Annotated in this window: 13 protein-coding genes; all 13 read left to right on the plus strand. The window is 53.7% G+C overall.

The genetic code is table 11. The features are described 5' to 3' along the window. Positions 1–2,605 (plus strand): bifunctional [glutamine synthetase] adenylyltransferase/[glutamine synthetase]-adenylyl-L-tyrosine phosphorylase (locus KHW85_RS06025; protein ID WP_291459177.1); only part of this gene is annotated, 2,605 nt, incomplete at its 5' end. Between the two features lie 27 nt (positions 2,606–2,632). Then, complete coding sequence (locus KHW85_RS06030; RefSeq protein WP_291459178.1) at positions 2,633–3,304, plus strand: histidine phosphatase family protein; 672 nt, start codon at positions 2,633–2,635, stop codon at positions 3,302–3,304. A gap of 380 nt (positions 3,305–3,684) precedes the next feature. Continuing rightward, positions 3,685–4,446, plus strand: coding sequence for a YebC/PmpR family DNA-binding transcriptional regulator (locus KHW85_RS06040; RefSeq protein ID WP_178705296.1), 762 nt, complete (start codon positions 3,685–3,687; stop codon positions 4,444–4,446). A 3-nt stretch (positions 4,447–4,449) separates the two neighbouring features. After that, positions 4,450–5,352 carry a pyridoxal 5'-phosphate synthase lyase subunit PdxS gene (pdxS, locus tag KHW85_RS06045; protein ID WP_009409494.1) on the plus strand — a complete coding sequence of 301 codons (903 nt, stop codon included), beginning with the start codon at positions 4,450–4,452 and terminating at the stop codon, positions 5,350–5,352. After that, positions 5,346–5,942 (plus strand): pyridoxal 5'-phosphate synthase glutaminase subunit PdxT, encoded by a 597-nt coding sequence (gene pdxT, locus KHW85_RS06050; RefSeq protein WP_291459180.1) that lies wholly within the window; start codon positions 5,346–5,348, stop codon positions 5,940–5,942. Before pdxS ends, pdxT begins: the two co-directional genes overlap by 7 nt. Positions 5,943–5,944: 2 nt before the next feature. After that, positions 5,945–6,574: a crossover junction endodeoxyribonuclease RuvC gene (ruvC, locus tag KHW85_RS06055; protein ID WP_291459181.1), complete on the plus strand. Its 630-nt coding sequence runs from the start codon at positions 5,945–5,947 to the stop codon at positions 6,572–6,574. 50 nt (positions 6,575–6,624) lie between these two features. Continuing rightward, the gene (ruvA, locus tag KHW85_RS06060; RefSeq protein ID WP_178705305.1) at positions 6,625–7,218 is read left to right on the plus strand and encodes a Holliday junction branch migration protein RuvA; all 594 of its coding nucleotides are present in this window, start codon (positions 6,625–6,627) and stop codon (positions 7,216–7,218) included. Next, a complete protein-coding gene (ruvB, locus tag KHW85_RS06065; protein ID WP_291459182.1) occupies positions 7,208–8,242 on the plus strand; it encodes a Holliday junction branch migration DNA helicase RuvB in 1,035 nt (344 codons plus the stop codon). Before ruvA ends, ruvB begins: the two co-directional genes overlap by 11 nt. A gap of 100 nt (positions 8,243–8,342) precedes the next feature. After that, a complete protein-coding gene (locus KHW85_RS06070) occupies positions 8,343–8,717 on the plus strand; it encodes a preprotein translocase subunit YajC (RefSeq protein WP_291459183.1) in 375 nt (124 codons plus the stop codon). A 28-nt stretch (positions 8,718–8,745) separates the two neighbouring features. Beyond that, positions 8,746–10,698, plus strand: a complete 1,953-nt coding sequence (secD, locus tag KHW85_RS06075; protein ID WP_291459184.1) for a protein translocase subunit SecD — start codon at positions 8,746–8,748, stop codon at positions 10,696–10,698. Next, positions 10,695–11,762, plus strand: coding sequence for a protein translocase subunit SecF (gene secF / locus KHW85_RS06080; protein WP_291459185.1), 1,068 nt, complete (start codon positions 10,695–10,697; stop codon positions 11,760–11,762). Before secD ends, secF begins: the two co-directional genes overlap by 4 nt. Then, entirely contained in the window at positions 11,762–12,304 is a 543-nt protein-coding gene (locus tag KHW85_RS06085) for an adenine phosphoribosyltransferase (protein ID WP_291459186.1), read from the plus strand. The genes secF and KHW85_RS06085 overlap by 1 nt, the downstream gene beginning before the upstream one ends. A gap of 42 nt (positions 12,305–12,346) precedes the next feature. Further along, positions 12,347–14,653 (plus strand): bifunctional (p)ppGpp synthetase/guanosine-3',5'-bis(diphosphate) 3'-pyrophosphohydrolase, encoded by a 2,307-nt coding sequence (locus tag KHW85_RS06090; RefSeq protein ID WP_291459187.1) that lies wholly within the window; start codon positions 12,347–12,349, stop codon positions 14,651–14,653. Positions 14,654–14,761 lie beyond the last annotated feature (108 nt).

Raw genomic sequence — 14,761 nt, forward strand, 5'->3', positions numbered from 1 at the left:
TGCGACGGCTGGGGACGAGACTCCTGAGGCACGCTGGGAAGAGGCGGCCTCGTACCTTCGGATGGTCTATCGGCGGTGGCTTTTTGACATCATTGCGGATGATCTTCTGGCCGAGAACCCTTACGCACCCGATCATGTTGAATCCATTACCGCACGTCTCTCACAGGCTGCGGATGAGGCTCTTCAAGGAGCGCTCTATATTGCTCGCCTTCTTGAATCCCCCGATGCTGAGGTGCCTTTGTGCATTATCGCAATGGGAAAGACCGGGGGAAGTGAGCTCAATTATGTTTCCGATGTTGATGTCATGTACGTGCTTGCGGATAGTGCACCCACGGAAGACGCAGAGCTCACTCGTTTACACCTTGAGCGTGCAACGCGTATCGCAAGCCTGGTGGCATCCATCTGCTCCAGTCCTGGTAAAGAGGCGCCGCTGTGGAGCGTGGATGCAAATTTACGTCCGGAGGGTCGTGATGGAGCACTTGTTCGCACCATTGATTCTTACCGAGCCTACTGGGAGCGCTGGGCACAAAACTGGGAGTTTCAAGCGCTTCTCAAGGCGCGTCCCTGTGCTGGCAACATGGAAGTTGGGGCGCGTTTTCTTGAGTGTGCAGCGCCTTTTATTTGGGAAGCATCTGCGCGTCCAGGTTTTGTTGACGAGGTTCGTTCGATGCGCGCTCAAGTTGAAAACTCAGTGCCGCCGAAGGTACGTGATAGCGAGTTGAAGCTGGGCGTGGGAGGGCTGCGTGATATCGAATTTTCAATTCAATTCTTGCAGTTGGTCCACGGGAGAAACGATAGTCAGATCAGACAGCGATCGACTCTTGGCGCACTTGAGGCATTAAGTGCACGAGGATATATTGCGCGTACGGATGCGGCTCATCTTCGGGAAGCCTATGCGTTCTTGCGTACCCTTGAGCATCGCTCCCAGCTGCTCAGGATGCACCGAACCCATACACTTCCCACTGGTCTTCGCCAGCTCGAACGCCTTCTGCGTTCGCTTCACGGAATGCCTGCCACAGTTGAGCAGCTTTGTGAGCAGCTTCGAGCCCTTCGTTTGCGGGTGCGAGAGCTTCACCATTCGGTATTCTTCCGGCCAATTATTGCTGCAAGCGCTCGTCTGGATGAGGATCTTATTCATCTTGATGACCAAGGAGCGATGGATCGTCTACGAGCGATCGGTTACTTGGACCCGCGCAGTGCCCTCAAACATATCGAGTCTCTATGCGCGGGAACCTCCCGGCGAGCCATGATTCAGCGTCATCTCCTTCCCGTATTACTCTCATGGATTGCCGATGGCGCAAACCCCGATATGGGCTTGCTTAATTTCAGGGTTCTTTCCGATGAGATCGGTGATTCTCATTGGTATTTGGCGCTTCTACGCGATAGTGATTATGCGGCCTCGCAGCTGTGTCGGGTTCTTTCCGCATCCGCTTGGATTGGTTCCTTAATCCGTCTTTTCCCCGAGGCCGTCTCTTGGCTTGATTCAGCCGAATTGCTTGCGACACCTTCATTCGAGGTGCTTTCCCGCCAAATGCGTTCGGTTGCGGGAAGAGCGGGGAACATTGACGAGGCGATTGAGAAGATTCGCCTTATTCGCACGCGTGAAGTTTTGCGTATTGCACTTCGCGAGGCCACAGGTTCAAAGGAAGGGGTGGGTAGGGACCTTTGCGTGGTTGCTGATGCGTGTGTACTCTCGGCGCTCGAAACCTTTGATATTTTTGACGACAGTAAAGAGCTCATTCCTGATATACACATCGAACTGTGCGCTTTGGGTAGTTATGGGGCGCGGGAGCTGTCCTATACATCTGATTTGGATGTTCTTGCCGTCGTTGCTGATAGCTGTGACGCCAGCGCTCTGCGACGTGCGCATGATCGAATCACGCGGCTTAAGCAGTTGCTTTCTACATCAAGCCGAGCTCTGCCTGTAGCTTTGGATTTTGCTCTACGTCCCGAGGGAAAAAACGGAACCCTAGTACGTACTCTCGACTCCTATACGGAGTATTACGAACGCTGGGCGCACGTGTGGGAGAAACAAATGCTCGTTCGTCTGCGCCCGCTTGGTACGGGGAAGACCGCAGATGCGCTGTATCAATTTGCGCAAGCATATTGTTTCCGCTCACCTTTGAGCGAGGACGAAACCCGTGATATTCAATTAATGAAGGTCCGTGTCGAACGAGAAAGAATTCCCGGGGGCATTGACCCGCGGATGCACATCAAACTAGGCCCCGGAGGTCTTTGCGACATCCAATGGCTTGTCGAACTTCTGCAATTACAGTCGGGGAGTGAACACAGCGACCTACGTACTTCCTCTACAAGACAAGCTTTGCTGGAACTACACCACAGAGGAAAACTCACTCAAGGTGACTACCAACGTGCGGCCTCGACTTGGGAATTTGGGCAAGAACTGAGGCGGGCCCGGGTTATAGCGACAGGCCCGTCGGCCTCAAAAAACGATGTTATTCCCTCAAATAGTGACCAACTTCTTGCGATGGCTATGCTCATGGGTTATTCGCGCGATGAGCGTGAAGGAATGACGACGAAATGGCTGACCTCCTCACGTAAAATGCGGGAGGTATTTGAGAAACTGTTTTGGAATATCTCGTGAAACTAGGCATATTAGCAGGGGAGCGGCATGAAACTTGCATTAATTAGACATGGACAAACTCCAGCAAACATCACGGCCTCTTTGGATACTCGTCTCCCTGGTTTGCCGCTGACCGAACTTGGGCTTTCACAGGCCGAGAGCCTGAAAGAGCGTTTTGTACGTGAAGTGGCAGGGCGATTGGATGCTCTCAGTGTCTCTGCGATGAAACGCACGCAACAGACAGCGGCACCGTTGTGTGAACTTTTCGGAGTAAAACCAGTAGTGACGGCACAGATTCGTGAAGTGAGTGCCGGTGATCTTGAGATGTCATGTGATCCCGTCGCGATCAGGATTTATGTGGAAGCCTGCGCAGCGTGGATGCAAGGAGATTTTTCACATCGTATGCCCGGTGCTGAGGATGGTTACGAGTTTCTCGGGCGGGTCATCCCCGAAATTCAAGCCGTGATGGAACGCGCTTACCGTGCTGCGGGGGATGAAGGGACTGGAGCGCTTGTTGCTCATGGAGGTCTGATCCGCGTGATTTCTGCGTATCTCAGTGAGGATATTCGTCGGGAAATTCCGCTTACTTGCTTTATGTCAAATACCGGAATCGTGGTGTTTAACGTTGATATCGAAGAGATTCGCGCCCTCAGCAGTGATGGGATTTTCGCTTCTCTTTCTGCGCTTAGTTGGGATGGGGATCAACTTTGCGGTGACTGAGACTTGCCTCCAGTCTGCGGCGGATTGAAAGTGCGCACCTCATAGGGAAAGTTTCGGTACTTGAGGTAATCGATGAGGAATTGCCGGTGCGCTTCGCATGAAAGCCACTTCTTAGTCCGACCGGTATGAATCTTCGGATTCGACCATTCGATGATGAAAACCGCTGAAGTTTCGCATTCTCTTGCAGAGCATACGCAGTGCTCGATACCGTGTCCTAAAGACATGTTCCCTCCTAGAAGAACCAAGTCAATGCTCGATTTTTGGCGAACATCCACCGTGCTGGCGAGGTGCATTGTCCCATAAAATGCGTGCCCGGTGGGGAAGTGAGGGTATGAGCTGTAAACTGGCACAGTATTGATCCAGCCCAAAAGGGAGAAGTAATGTCGGGACACTCTAAGTGGGCGACTACCAAGCACAAGAAGGCGGCGATTGACGCCAAGCGCGGTAAGCTCTTCGCACGACTGATTAAGAATATTGAAGTTGCTGCTCGTACCGGTGGTGGTGACCCCGCCGGAAATCCCACCCTCTTTGATGCTATTCAGAAGGCAAAGAAGAACTCTGTTCCGGCAGACAACATCGATCGCGCCGTCAAGCGTGGTTCGGGTGCAGAAGCCGGTGGCGCAAATTATGAAACCATTATGTACGAAGGCTACGGCCCCAATGGTGTCGCCTTCTTAGTCGAGTGTTTGACCGACAACCGTAATCGTGCGGCATCCGATGTTCGTCTGGGATTCACCCGTCACGGCGGCTCGCTAGCAGATCCAGGGTCGGTTGCCTACCTGTTCTCAAGGCGTGGTGTCATTGAGGTGCCCGCTGCAGACGGTGTGGATGAAGACAGCATCATGGAAGCCGTTCTTGATGCCGGCGCCGAAGAAGTTGAAGACCTCGGTGAGGGCTTTGTTATTGAGTGTGAGCCCAGCGATGTCGTTGCAGTCCGCAAGGCGTTGCAAGGAGCCGGTATCGATTACGACTCGGCGGAAGTTCAATTCGTCGCCTCCACCGAAGTTGAACTCGATCTCGAAGGCGCGCTTAAGGTCAATAAACTCATTGACGCACTTGAAGATTCTGACGATGTGCAGAACATCTATACCAATATGTCTCTTTCCGATGAGGTACAGGCCCAGCTGGAAGAAGAGGAGTGAGTGATGACTGAGCAGACGGCAACTCGCGAGGTTGGCACCCCGCAGGTCAAGCGCGGAATGGCTCAGATGCTCAAGGGTGGTGTCATCATGGATGTCGTCACTCCTGAGCAAGCGAAGATCGCTGAAGATGCAGGTGCCGTTGCAGTTATGGCGCTCGAACGTGTCCCGGCGGATATTCGCGCCCAGGGCGGTGTTGCTCGCATGTCAGATCCTGATCTGATTGACGGCATTATTAATGCTGTCTCCATTCCGGTTATGGCAAAGGCTCGCATCGGTCACTTTGTTGAGGCACAGGTTCTGCAGTCCCTTGGCGTCGACTACATCGACGAGTCCGAGGTGCTGACCCCCGCCGACTACAGTCACCACATCGACAAGTGGAACTTCACCGTTCCATTCGTCTGTGGTGCGACCAACCTCGGTGAGGCGCTGCGTCGTATCAACGAGGGTGCGGCCATGATCCGTTCTAAGGGCGAGGCCGGCACCGGTGACGTCTCCAACGCGACCACGCACATGCGTAAGATCCGTGACGAGATTCGCCGCCTGACCTCCTTGCCTGAGGACGAGCTCTACGTTGCGGCCAAGGAACTTCAGGCACCCTACGAGCTCGTTGCTGAGGTTGCTCGGGAGGGACGCCTCCCCGTCGTGCTCTTCACGGCTGGCGGCATTGCAACCCCCGCTGACGCTGCCATGATGATGCAGCTTGGCGCCGAAGGTGTCTTTGTCGGCTCCGGCATTTTCAAGTCGGGTGATCCTGCGAAGCGTGCGGCCGCTATCGTCAAGGCAACGACTTTCTATGATGATCCTTCGGTCATTGCAGAAGTTTCGCGTGGGCTTGGTGAAGCGATGGTTGGCATTAATGTTGACGACCTTCCTGTTGACCATCGATTGGCTGAACGCGGATGGTAAATATTGGCATTCTCGCCCTTCAGGGCGATGTCGCCGAACATGTGCGGGCGCTGGAAGAATCCGGCGCCCGCGCTGTCCTAGTGCGACGTAGCGAGGAACTCGCGTCGGTTGACGGTTTGGTAATTCCTGGCGGTGAATCGACAACAATGTCCAATCTGCTGCTTTCATTCGGAATTTTTGATCAGCTAGCTGAGCAGATATTAAATGGAATGCCGGTCTATGGGACATGCGCGGGAATGATTATGCTAGCGACGACGATTCTTGATGGCAGGGATGACCAGCGTTCATTTGGCGCCATCGACATGGTTGTGCGTCGGAATGCCTTTGGTCGTCAGGTGGACTCTTACGAAGAAGAGCTTGATATCAAAGGAATTGAGGGCAAGCCTTTCCCCGCCGTCTTTATTAGGGCGCCTTGGGTTGAGTCAGTGGGTGAGTCTGTGGATGTGCTCGCGCGCGCCGGAAATACTCCCGATGGACCTATTGTTGCTGTCCGCAGAGGTCAAGCACTCGCAACTTCCTTCCACCCGGAGATCGGCACGGACTGGCGCTTCCACGAGCTCTTTACACGGATGGTTCAGCGGGAATCTTAATCATGCGAGTTTTGGGAATTGACCCGGGTATTACACGCTGTGGCTTGGGCGTTGTTGACGTCGATCCCTCTCGGCGTGCCTCGATGGCTTTTGTTGGAGTTGCCCGGTCTTCAACCGAACTAGCCCAGCATTTTCGGTTAGCCAAGATCGCTGATGCAATTGATCATGTGATCTCCCTTTACGAACCCGAGGTTGTTGCTATCGAACAGGTTTTCGCTCAGGACAATCTTCGTTCGGTTTCGACGACTATGCAGGTTATGGGAGTTGCACTCGCTGCTGCGGGACGGGCTAGACTTCCCATGGCAATTCATACCCCGTCAGAAGTAAAAAGCGCAGTGACGGGGAATGGAAATGCTGATAAGGCGCAGGTACAGCACATGGTTGCTCGTATTCTGGGATTAGATAAACCCCCGAAGCCCGCTGATGCCGCTGACTCATTAGCTATCGCGATCTGCCATGCGTGGCGAGGGACTGGATTACTTGGAGCTCGGGGAGACTCTACAGTTGCCGTATCTCAGTCGGGAAAGCTTTCGGCCAGGGGGCGCCTGACTCCAGCACAACAAATGTGGGCAGAGGCTCAAGCTGCGCAGCGCCGAACCGGCGCGGTCGACCCCCGTCGTCGACGTAGCTAGGGTATCGTACGTATGTTCGGTCCCATCAAGAACATCGTTGAGGAGAAAGCATGATTTCCCGAGTTCTCGGCAGCATCGCGCGCATCGGTGTGGGTGATGTCGTTGTTGTTCACGGAGGTATCGGCTTTCAGGTTTTCGTCACTCCACCTTTTGCCAGTGAGCTCCACAAAGATGATGATGTCGAGCTCTATACCCATCTGATTGTTCGTGAAGATTCTTTAACACTCTATGGGTTCAAGACTGAAGAAGAGCGCGAAGTATTCGAAATTCTGATGTCAGTCAGCGGTATCGGCCCCAGGATTGGTCTGGCGGCTCTTTCTGTTTTCACTCCGAATGACCTGCGGCGGGCCGTGGCAGATCAAGATACCGCGGCTCTGGCTAGGATTCCCGGGGTTGGCAAGAAAGTTGCCTCGCGCATGCTTGTGGAACTGGGCGATAAACTCGGACTCCCGGCTGAACTTCCTCAGGCCTCGGCACCGATGTCGGGAGCAGTTGAAGCAGAAGTGAAGGCAGCGTTGATTGGCTTGGGATGGAACGAATCGAAGGCTGATGCTGCGCTGGCGGAGCTAGGCGGAAATGGTCTCAACGCCTCAGATCTCCTACGTGCAACATTGATTAAGCTGGGAGGCGCAAATGGCCGATGAGTTTGAGGCCTCCGTCAATATCGTTGCCCCAGACGCGGGCGAACTTGAGAGGGCGGCCGAGGCTGCGCTCCGTCCCAAGCGTTTGAGCGAATTTGTTGGCCAGAAGGTTGTCCGTGATCAGCTTCAGTTAGTGTTGGATGCTGCGCGGGCTCGTGGGGCGAGCGCCGATCACGTACTGCTAGCGGGACCACCTGGACTCGGTAAGACGACACTGGCAATGATCATCGCTGCTGAAATGGGGATATCTCTGCGCCTCACTTCAGGCCCAGCGATTCAGCATGCTGGCGATTTAGCGGCAATTTTATCGGGGCTTCAGGAAGGTGATGTCCTCTTCATTGATGAGATTCACCGCCTTGCCCGTACCGCTGAGGAAATGCTTTACCTTGCAATGGAAGACTTCCGAGTTGACGTCGTGGTTGGTAAAGGTCCGGGCGCGACGTCGATTCCGCTGACCCTACCGCCTTTCACTGTTGTTGGCGCGACAACTCGTTCTGGCCTTCTTCCTGCACCGCTTCGTGATCGCTTTGGTTTCACCGCTCATCTCGAGTTTTATTCGACGGATGACCTTGAAATGGTTGTTCGGCGTTCTGCAGAGCTTCTTTCTACTCCCATTGATGCGAAAGCCGCCCACGAAATCGCCTCTCGTTCTAGGGGTACTCCTCGAATCGCCAATAGGCTGCTGCGGCGTGTAGTTGATTACGCCCAAGTCCGAGGCAATGGTCAGCTCACGCTTGATGCTGCGCGAGGTGCTCTTGAGCTCTTCGAGGTCGATGCTTTTGGACTTGACCGTCTGGACCGTGCTGTTCTTGACGCAATGTGTCGCCGTTTTGCGGGAGGACCGGTTGGTCTTACTACGCTTGCAGTGACTGTTGGCGAGGAAGCAGAGACCGTCGAGACTGTTGCAGAGCCCTATTTGGTTCGTGAAGGTTTTATTCTAAGGACGACACGCGGTCGGATGGCAACCGCTAAAGCGTGGAAACATCTTGGTTTAACGCCGCCGGCTGAATCTGCTCTCTTTGAGTAATCTCGTTTTTACGTTGGGATGTCACCCAAATGCGCTGCTTCCTATTACACTGTATGCGGATAGCTTTCATGCATTCCTGCCCCAAGAAGAAAGATAGATCGTGAGTACACAGTTCCTGATTTTCATCGGCCTGATGCTTGTCGTCATGTTTATTTTTAATAGTCGCGCTCGAAAGCGTATGGCTGAACAGGAAAAGAAGGCTGAAGAACGTCGTAAGGAAATGATGGTCCCCGGTGCGTGGGTTCGTTTGCGCTCTGGATTCTGGGGACGTTTCGTTGATCAAGATGGTGAGATCGTCATTCTTGAGACCCCCGGTGGTCACGAAACTTATTGGGATCAGCGAGCAATTCTGGACGTGGCTGAGGAACTTCCATTCCAGGGCACTGATGCAGAGAAAGACGACGCTTCTGGAGAATCTGAAGACGAGCCGGTTCTCGGCTTAGATTCGCAGGACGATTCGACCGAGACGAAGTGATCCCGAAGGGAACTAAAGGTAGACCATCGTGACAACTCAAAAGCGCCATCCTTGGCGTGCTCTATTTACTCTGATCTTTATTTTTGTTCTTGGTACGGCATCTCTTGTTGTCGGAAAACTGACGAATAAAGGTGCTTCGTATACTCCTTCGCTTGCTTTGGACTTGCAGGGTGGTACACAGTTGATCCTGACTCCGGTTGCTTCTGGCGGGGTGGATCGCGAGGTTACTGAGAACGACATTACCCAGGCGATCAATATCATTCGTCAGCGTATCGATGCCTCAGGTGTGTCAGAGTCCGAGATCTCTTCGCTGGGCTCCTCGAATATCTCGGTATCGATTCCAGGTACTCCCTCTCAGGAAACGCTGAACCTGATCCGCTCGTCCTCCCAGATGAATTTCCGTCCGGTTCTTGCGATGCTTCCTGCGGTTACCCAAGCGCAAAGTGACCCTTCCCCGAGCGCTACCGATTCTAGTAACCAGACGCAGGTGAACAATCCAGAGGCCTCTGCAAGCTCAACGCCCTCAGCGTCCGAGTCTGCTGCGCCCAGTGAATCTGCATCTCCCTCGGTGTCGGCAAGCCCCTCAACTGTTAGCTCCGCTCTAAGTCCTGAGCGTGCAAAAGAACTGGCTGATCAGAATAAGGATGGTCAGCTCTCGGATACTCCCACTGAACAGCCTGAGAACAACTCAGACCTGAAGTGGGCGACCGAGCAAGCTATCTTCGATCTGTACACCCTTGATTGCACGACCGGCCGCGGCGGCCGCACCGAAGCGCCTGCTGATAAGCCCTATGTTGCATGTGATTCGAACGGACAGATTAAGTATCTTCTGGGTCCCGTTGACGTTTCAGGTTCGGAGCTCTCCAAAGCCACTGCCGGAATGGGTATGAACTCCCAGGGACACTCCACTGGTGAGTGGGGTGTTGATCTCACCTTCAACGCTGAGGGAACCAAGCAGTTTGCCGAGGCTTCGAAGCGTCTTTACGATCTGCGCAATGACACCCAAAGCGGGACCAACTTCGGCAAGCCGGATCGGAACCACTTCGCCGTTGTTTTGGACGGCCAAGTGATTACCGCGCCGTCGATGAATGCGGAAATTCCCACGGGTACCGCGCAGATTACGGGTCACTTCACTGCAAAGAGTGCGGCCGCACTTGCGAACCAGCTGAGCTTTGGTTCGCTCCCGTTGAACTTCGAGGTCCAGTCTGAGCAGCAGATTTCCGCAACCCTTGGCTCCGAACACTTGGAGAAGGGCCTGTGGGCAGGCTTGATTGGTCTGGTTCTTGTTGTCCTTTACATGATTTGGCAGTACCGAGGCCTGGCAATCATCTCCGCTGGCTCGCTTGTCGTCGCGGGGTGCCTGACCTACTTGGTGATTACGGTCTTGTCGTGGGCGGTTGGATACCGTCTGTCGCTTGCCGGCATTGCCGGTTTGATCGTTTCAGTCGGCGTGACAGCAGACTCCTTCATCGTGTATTTCGAGCGTATTCGAGATGAAGTGCGCGATGGCCGTCCGCTGAGTGCCGCTGTCGATGAGGGTTGGGATCGTGCCAAGCGAACCATTTTGGTTTCGGATGCGGTCAACCTCGTTGCCGCAGTGGTTCTTTACATCCTGGCTGTTGGTGGTGTTCAGGGCTTCGCATTTACCCTCGGCGTGACAACAGTTGTCGACCTGATCGTGATCTTCCTCTTCACACACCCGATGATGGAGCTGCTCATCCGTACTGAGTTCTTCGGTGGGGGACATAAGCTCTCCGGACTTGATCCCGAGCACCTCGGTGCCCGTTCGGCGGTTACCTACGCCGGCCGAGGCCGCGTGGTGGTTTCGGGTGTTGGTTCCGCTAGCAGCACTTCCGAGACCAATGCTGAAGGCCAGCCGCTTTCTTTGGCAGAACGCAAGCGTGCGGCACGTCTGGCTGAACAGGGGAGTCAAGAGGCCGAGGACCACACTTCTTCCGAGCAGGCAGGAGAAGAACAATGATGAGTTATGCCCAGTGGGGTAATGCCCTTTATTCGGGCGAGAAGTCCTATCGGATTGTCCTGAAGCGTCGGGTTTTCGTCCGAGCAGCCTTGGCCGTGATAGCTATTTGTGCGATTCTCATTGGAATTTTTGGACTTAACCGGTCATTTGAATTCACCGGTGGTTCGCAATTCACTCTGACGGGTCTTTCTGAGACTTCCCAGCAGCCGGCATACGATGCTATCCAAAAGGGAAACCTTGCGTCTGAAGTTCGTGTCTCTTCTGTGGGTGTTGATGGCATCCGAGTTCAGACTGAATCTTTGGATTCACAAAAGACACTCGACGTTCGCGAAGCCCTTGCAAGCGCCTACAAGGTCGATGCGAAGGATGTTCAGTCTGCGTCTATCGGTCCCTCCTGGGGACGCGATGTTACCGCTAAAGCTGCGCAATCGCTTCTGATCTTCTTGACGCTTGTCGCAGTACTGATGGCTGCATACTTCAGATCGTGGACGATGTCCGTCGCAGCGATTTTCGCGCTCTTCCACGATATTGCGACAACCATCGGTTTCTTCGCAGTTACTCGTGTCGAGGTTTCGCCAGCAACAGTTATCGGCTTCTTGACGATTTTGGGTTATTCGCTCTATGACACCGTCGTGGTGTTCGATAAGGTTCGAGAACTCACTAAGGGGATTAACGATCAAAATCGCTACACCTACGGTGACATGGTCAACCTTGCTGTGAACCAGACAATGGTGCGTTCGCTCAATACCTCGATCGTGGCGTTGCTTCCGGTTGGCTCAATTCTTGTCATCGGTTCGATTCTTCTGGGCGCGGGCACATTGACCGACATTTCTCTTGCTCTGTTCGTCGGTATGATCGTTGGAACATATTCCTCGATCTTCATTGCTTCACCGTTGTTGGTTATGCTGGAAGAACGCCGCTCGTCAACCAAAGAACACGATGCTTTGGTCGCGAAGCGACGCGAACGTGAAGGTCGTACCGGTGACGATGTACGTGTGGCCCCGGTCCAGCCTGGTCGTCGCCTTGGAAATGAAGCCCAACCCAAGAGGAAGAAGGCCCGCTGATGAGCGCAGAACTCGGAGCAGAAGTTAGTGAACTTGTCCGCACCCATCTCCGCGAAGTACAAGACTTCCCTGAGGAAGGTGTGCTTTTCCGCGATATCACCCCTCTTTTGGCGGATGGCAACGCCTTCGCGGAATTGATTCGCTTGCTGGCTGACCATTACCGCGGGCGTATCGACGCGGTTGCAGGACTGGAATCTCGTGGTTTTATCCTTGCAGCACCTTTGGCGACTGCGCTCGGCATTGGAATGATCACTGTGCGTAAGGGAGGGAAGCTTCCCGGTCCAGTAATCGGTATCGATTACGAGCTTGAATACGGTAAGGCTCGAATGGAGCTTAATCCGGGCCTCGTTGAAGAAGGCGCGCGTGTCTTAGTCGTTGACGACGTCTTGGCTACAGGCGGAACGGCAGCTGCTTCTGTCAGGCTTCTCGAGCAGTGTGGTGCGAAGGTAGAAGCCGTCGCAATCCTTTTGGAACTTGAAGCTCTTGGCGGACGTTCCAAGCTTGAACCTCACGTCAAGGTTGAAACTGCTGTCGTTTTCTAAGTCGAGGCTTTCATTCCCGATGATCGCTTGTATCATTGAGGGATGAGTGAGCAAAATGACAACGTGACCCGGCCACCTGCGGCCGGGTCACGCGTGCGTTCAGGCCTGGTGTGGTTCGGTGCTCGTTCGAAGATGATGACGCCTGAGATTGAACCTTTGGTTCGCGCACTTCGTGCCAACCATCCGAAAGCTGACGTTTCTCTGATTGAGCGCGCATATGCGACGGCCGAGAAAGCGCATCGCGGCCAGATGCGTAAGAGCGGCGAACCGTACATCACTCATCCCGTTGCAGTAGCGACAATCTTGGCTGAAGTCGGGATGACTTCACCTACGCTTGCTGCAGCTCTTCTTCACGATACGGTTGAAGACACTGACTACAGTCTTGAGCAGCTCACAGCTGATTTCGGCCCGGCTATTGCTCAGCTGGTTGATGGGGTTACTAAACTCGATAAGATTCGTTACGGGGAACGTGCGCAGTCCGAAACTCTGCGCAAGATGATTATCGCGATGAGCCGCGATATTCGAGTGCTTCTCATTAAGCTTGCCGATCGTCTTCACAACGCCCGTACCTGGCGTTTTGTCCCTGTCGAATCAGCGAAGAAGAAGGCACGGGAAACTCTTGAAATCTACGCACCCCTAGCGCACCGCCTCGGGATGAATATGATCAAATGGGAACTGGAAGAGCGATCTTTCAAAATCCTTTATCCCGAAATTTATGAAGAAATTGACCATCTGGTTGCGGAACGAGCACCTGAACGCGATCTTTACCTACGCGAAGTAATTTCTCAGATCGAAGAAGATTTGCGACGTTCGGGTACACAGGGAACGGTGACTGGGCGCCCTAAGAATCACTATTCGATTTATCAGAAGATGATCGTCCGCAATAAGGCATTTGATGAGATCTTTGATCTTGTTGCAGTGCGCGTGTTGGTCGAAACCGTCCGTGACTGCTATGCGGTTCTAGGGGCTCTCCACGGAAGATGGAATCCAATCCCGGGGCGCTTCAAAGACTACATTGCGATGCCGAAGTTCAACTTCTATCAGTCGCTGCACACAACGGTGATCGGCCCGGGTGGCAAACCGGTTGAAATTCAGATTCGCACCTATGAGATGCACGAACATGCAGAACATGGCGTCGCGGCACACTGGAAATACAAGCAGAATCCGAATGCCAACTCTTTGGATTCTGACCGGATGAGCGCTGATGAACAGATGAACTGGTTGCGCGCACTGGTTGATATGGAACGCGAAACGGGGGATCCCGAAGAATTCCTTGATTCGCTTCGATATGAGATTTCTGGTGACGAAGTCTATGTCTTTACACCTAAGGGAGAAGTGGTTGTACTTCCTCGCGGGGCAACTCCCGTGGACTTTGCATACTCAGTGCACACAGAGGTCGGAAATCGGACTGTAGGCGCAAAGGTTAACGGCCGCCTCGTCCCGCTTAATACTCGACTTGAGTCCGGGCAAACCGTTGAAGTCGTCACTTCAAAATCAGATAAAGCTGCTCCTTCGCGTGACTGGCTTGCTTTTGTTGCTTCGCCGCGTGCTCGGTCAAAGATCAAAGCATGGTTTTCTCGAGAACGAAAAGAAGAAGCAGTAGAGGCGGGTAAGGAAAGTATTGCGCGCGCAATGCGCAAACAAAACTTGCCTTTGCAGCGTCTGATGAACCATGATTCAGTTCTTTCAGTCGCGACATCGCTGGGGTATCCAGATATTTCGGGTCTGTATGCAGCTGTTGGCGATGGCCATATTTCTGCGCAGAACATTGTCTCTAAGCTTGTTGAAAATCTCGGTGGGGGAGATGGCACCGAAGAAACCCTCTCCGAGGCAGTCACCCCGGGAGGACATCTCCATTCGGCCCCTGAGCTCAGTGCGAAGGGACAAGGCGTGAGCGTTGATGGGATGAACGCTAATGACGTGTGGGTGAAACTTGCACGGTGTTGCACACCAGTTCCCGGAGATGACATCGTCGGTTTTATTACCCGCGGTCAAGGCGTTTCTGTCCACCAGCGCTCATGCCCCAATGCCGTCCGTCTGGAAGGTTTGCATCCGGAGCGTTTTGTCAGGGTTTCGTGGAGTAACGAACATTCTCAAGCACAGTATCTCGTTCAAATTCAGACGAAAGCTCTGGACCGTCCCGGGTTGCTTGCAGATCTGACGAAAGTTATGACTGAATATCGAGTCAATATCGTCTCTGCGTCTACTGTTTCAACGCGAGACCAGGTTGCAACTGCGCGATTTAGCTTCCATTTGGCTGAAATGAGCCATTTGAATGCGGTGCTTGCCGCGCTGAGGCGTGTGGATGGGGTGTTCGAAGCGGTACGTGTTTCGACCTCTGCGAGTTAGTCACGCTGTCTCATTTTGCGGCAACCTCGTGAGACGTCACCCTATTTTTTATGAGATTGGCGGTTTTTTCCTTTAGGATGGAGCATGTACCGCTGAAGGTATGCCTGT

This window comes from Actinomyces sp. oral taxon 181 (genome assembly GCF_018370895.1).
Classification (GTDB): Bacteria; Actinomycetota; Actinomycetes; order Actinomycetales; family Actinomycetaceae; genus Pauljensenia.

Excerpts from the sequence above, each read along its gene's own strand:
- ruvA (WP_178705305.1), top strand. The coding sequence starts at position 6,625 with ATGATTTCCCGAGTTCTCGGCAGCATCGCGCGCATCGGTGTGGGTGAT.
- pdxS (WP_009409494.1), top strand. The coding sequence starts at position 4,450 with ATGACTGAGCAGACGGCAACTCGCGAGGTTGGCACCCCGCAGGTCAAG.
- secF (WP_291459185.1), top strand. The coding sequence starts at position 10,695 with ATGATGAGTTATGCCCAGTGGGGTAATGCCCTTTATTCGGGCGAGAAG.
- ruvC (WP_291459181.1), top strand. The coding sequence starts at position 5,945 with ATGCGAGTTTTGGGAATTGACCCGGGTATTACACGCTGTGGCTTGGGC.
- KHW85_RS06040 (WP_178705296.1), top strand. The coding sequence starts at position 3,685 with ATGTCGGGACACTCTAAGTGGGCGACTACCAAGCACAAGAAGGCGGCG.
- KHW85_RS06090 (WP_291459187.1), top strand. The coding sequence starts at position 12,347 with ATGAGTGAGCAAAATGACAACGTGACCCGGCCACCTGCGGCCGGGTCA.
- KHW85_RS06030 (WP_291459178.1), top strand. The coding sequence starts at position 2,633 with ATGAAACTTGCATTAATTAGACATGGACAAACTCCAGCAAACATCACG.
- pdxT (WP_291459180.1), top strand. The coding sequence starts at position 5,346 with ATGGTAAATATTGGCATTCTCGCCCTTCAGGGCGATGTCGCCGAACAT.
- KHW85_RS06085 (WP_291459186.1), top strand. The coding sequence starts at position 11,762 with ATGAGCGCAGAACTCGGAGCAGAAGTTAGTGAACTTGTCCGCACCCAT.
- ruvB (WP_291459182.1), top strand. The coding sequence starts at position 7,208 with ATGGCCGATGAGTTTGAGGCCTCCGTCAATATCGTTGCCCCAGACGCG.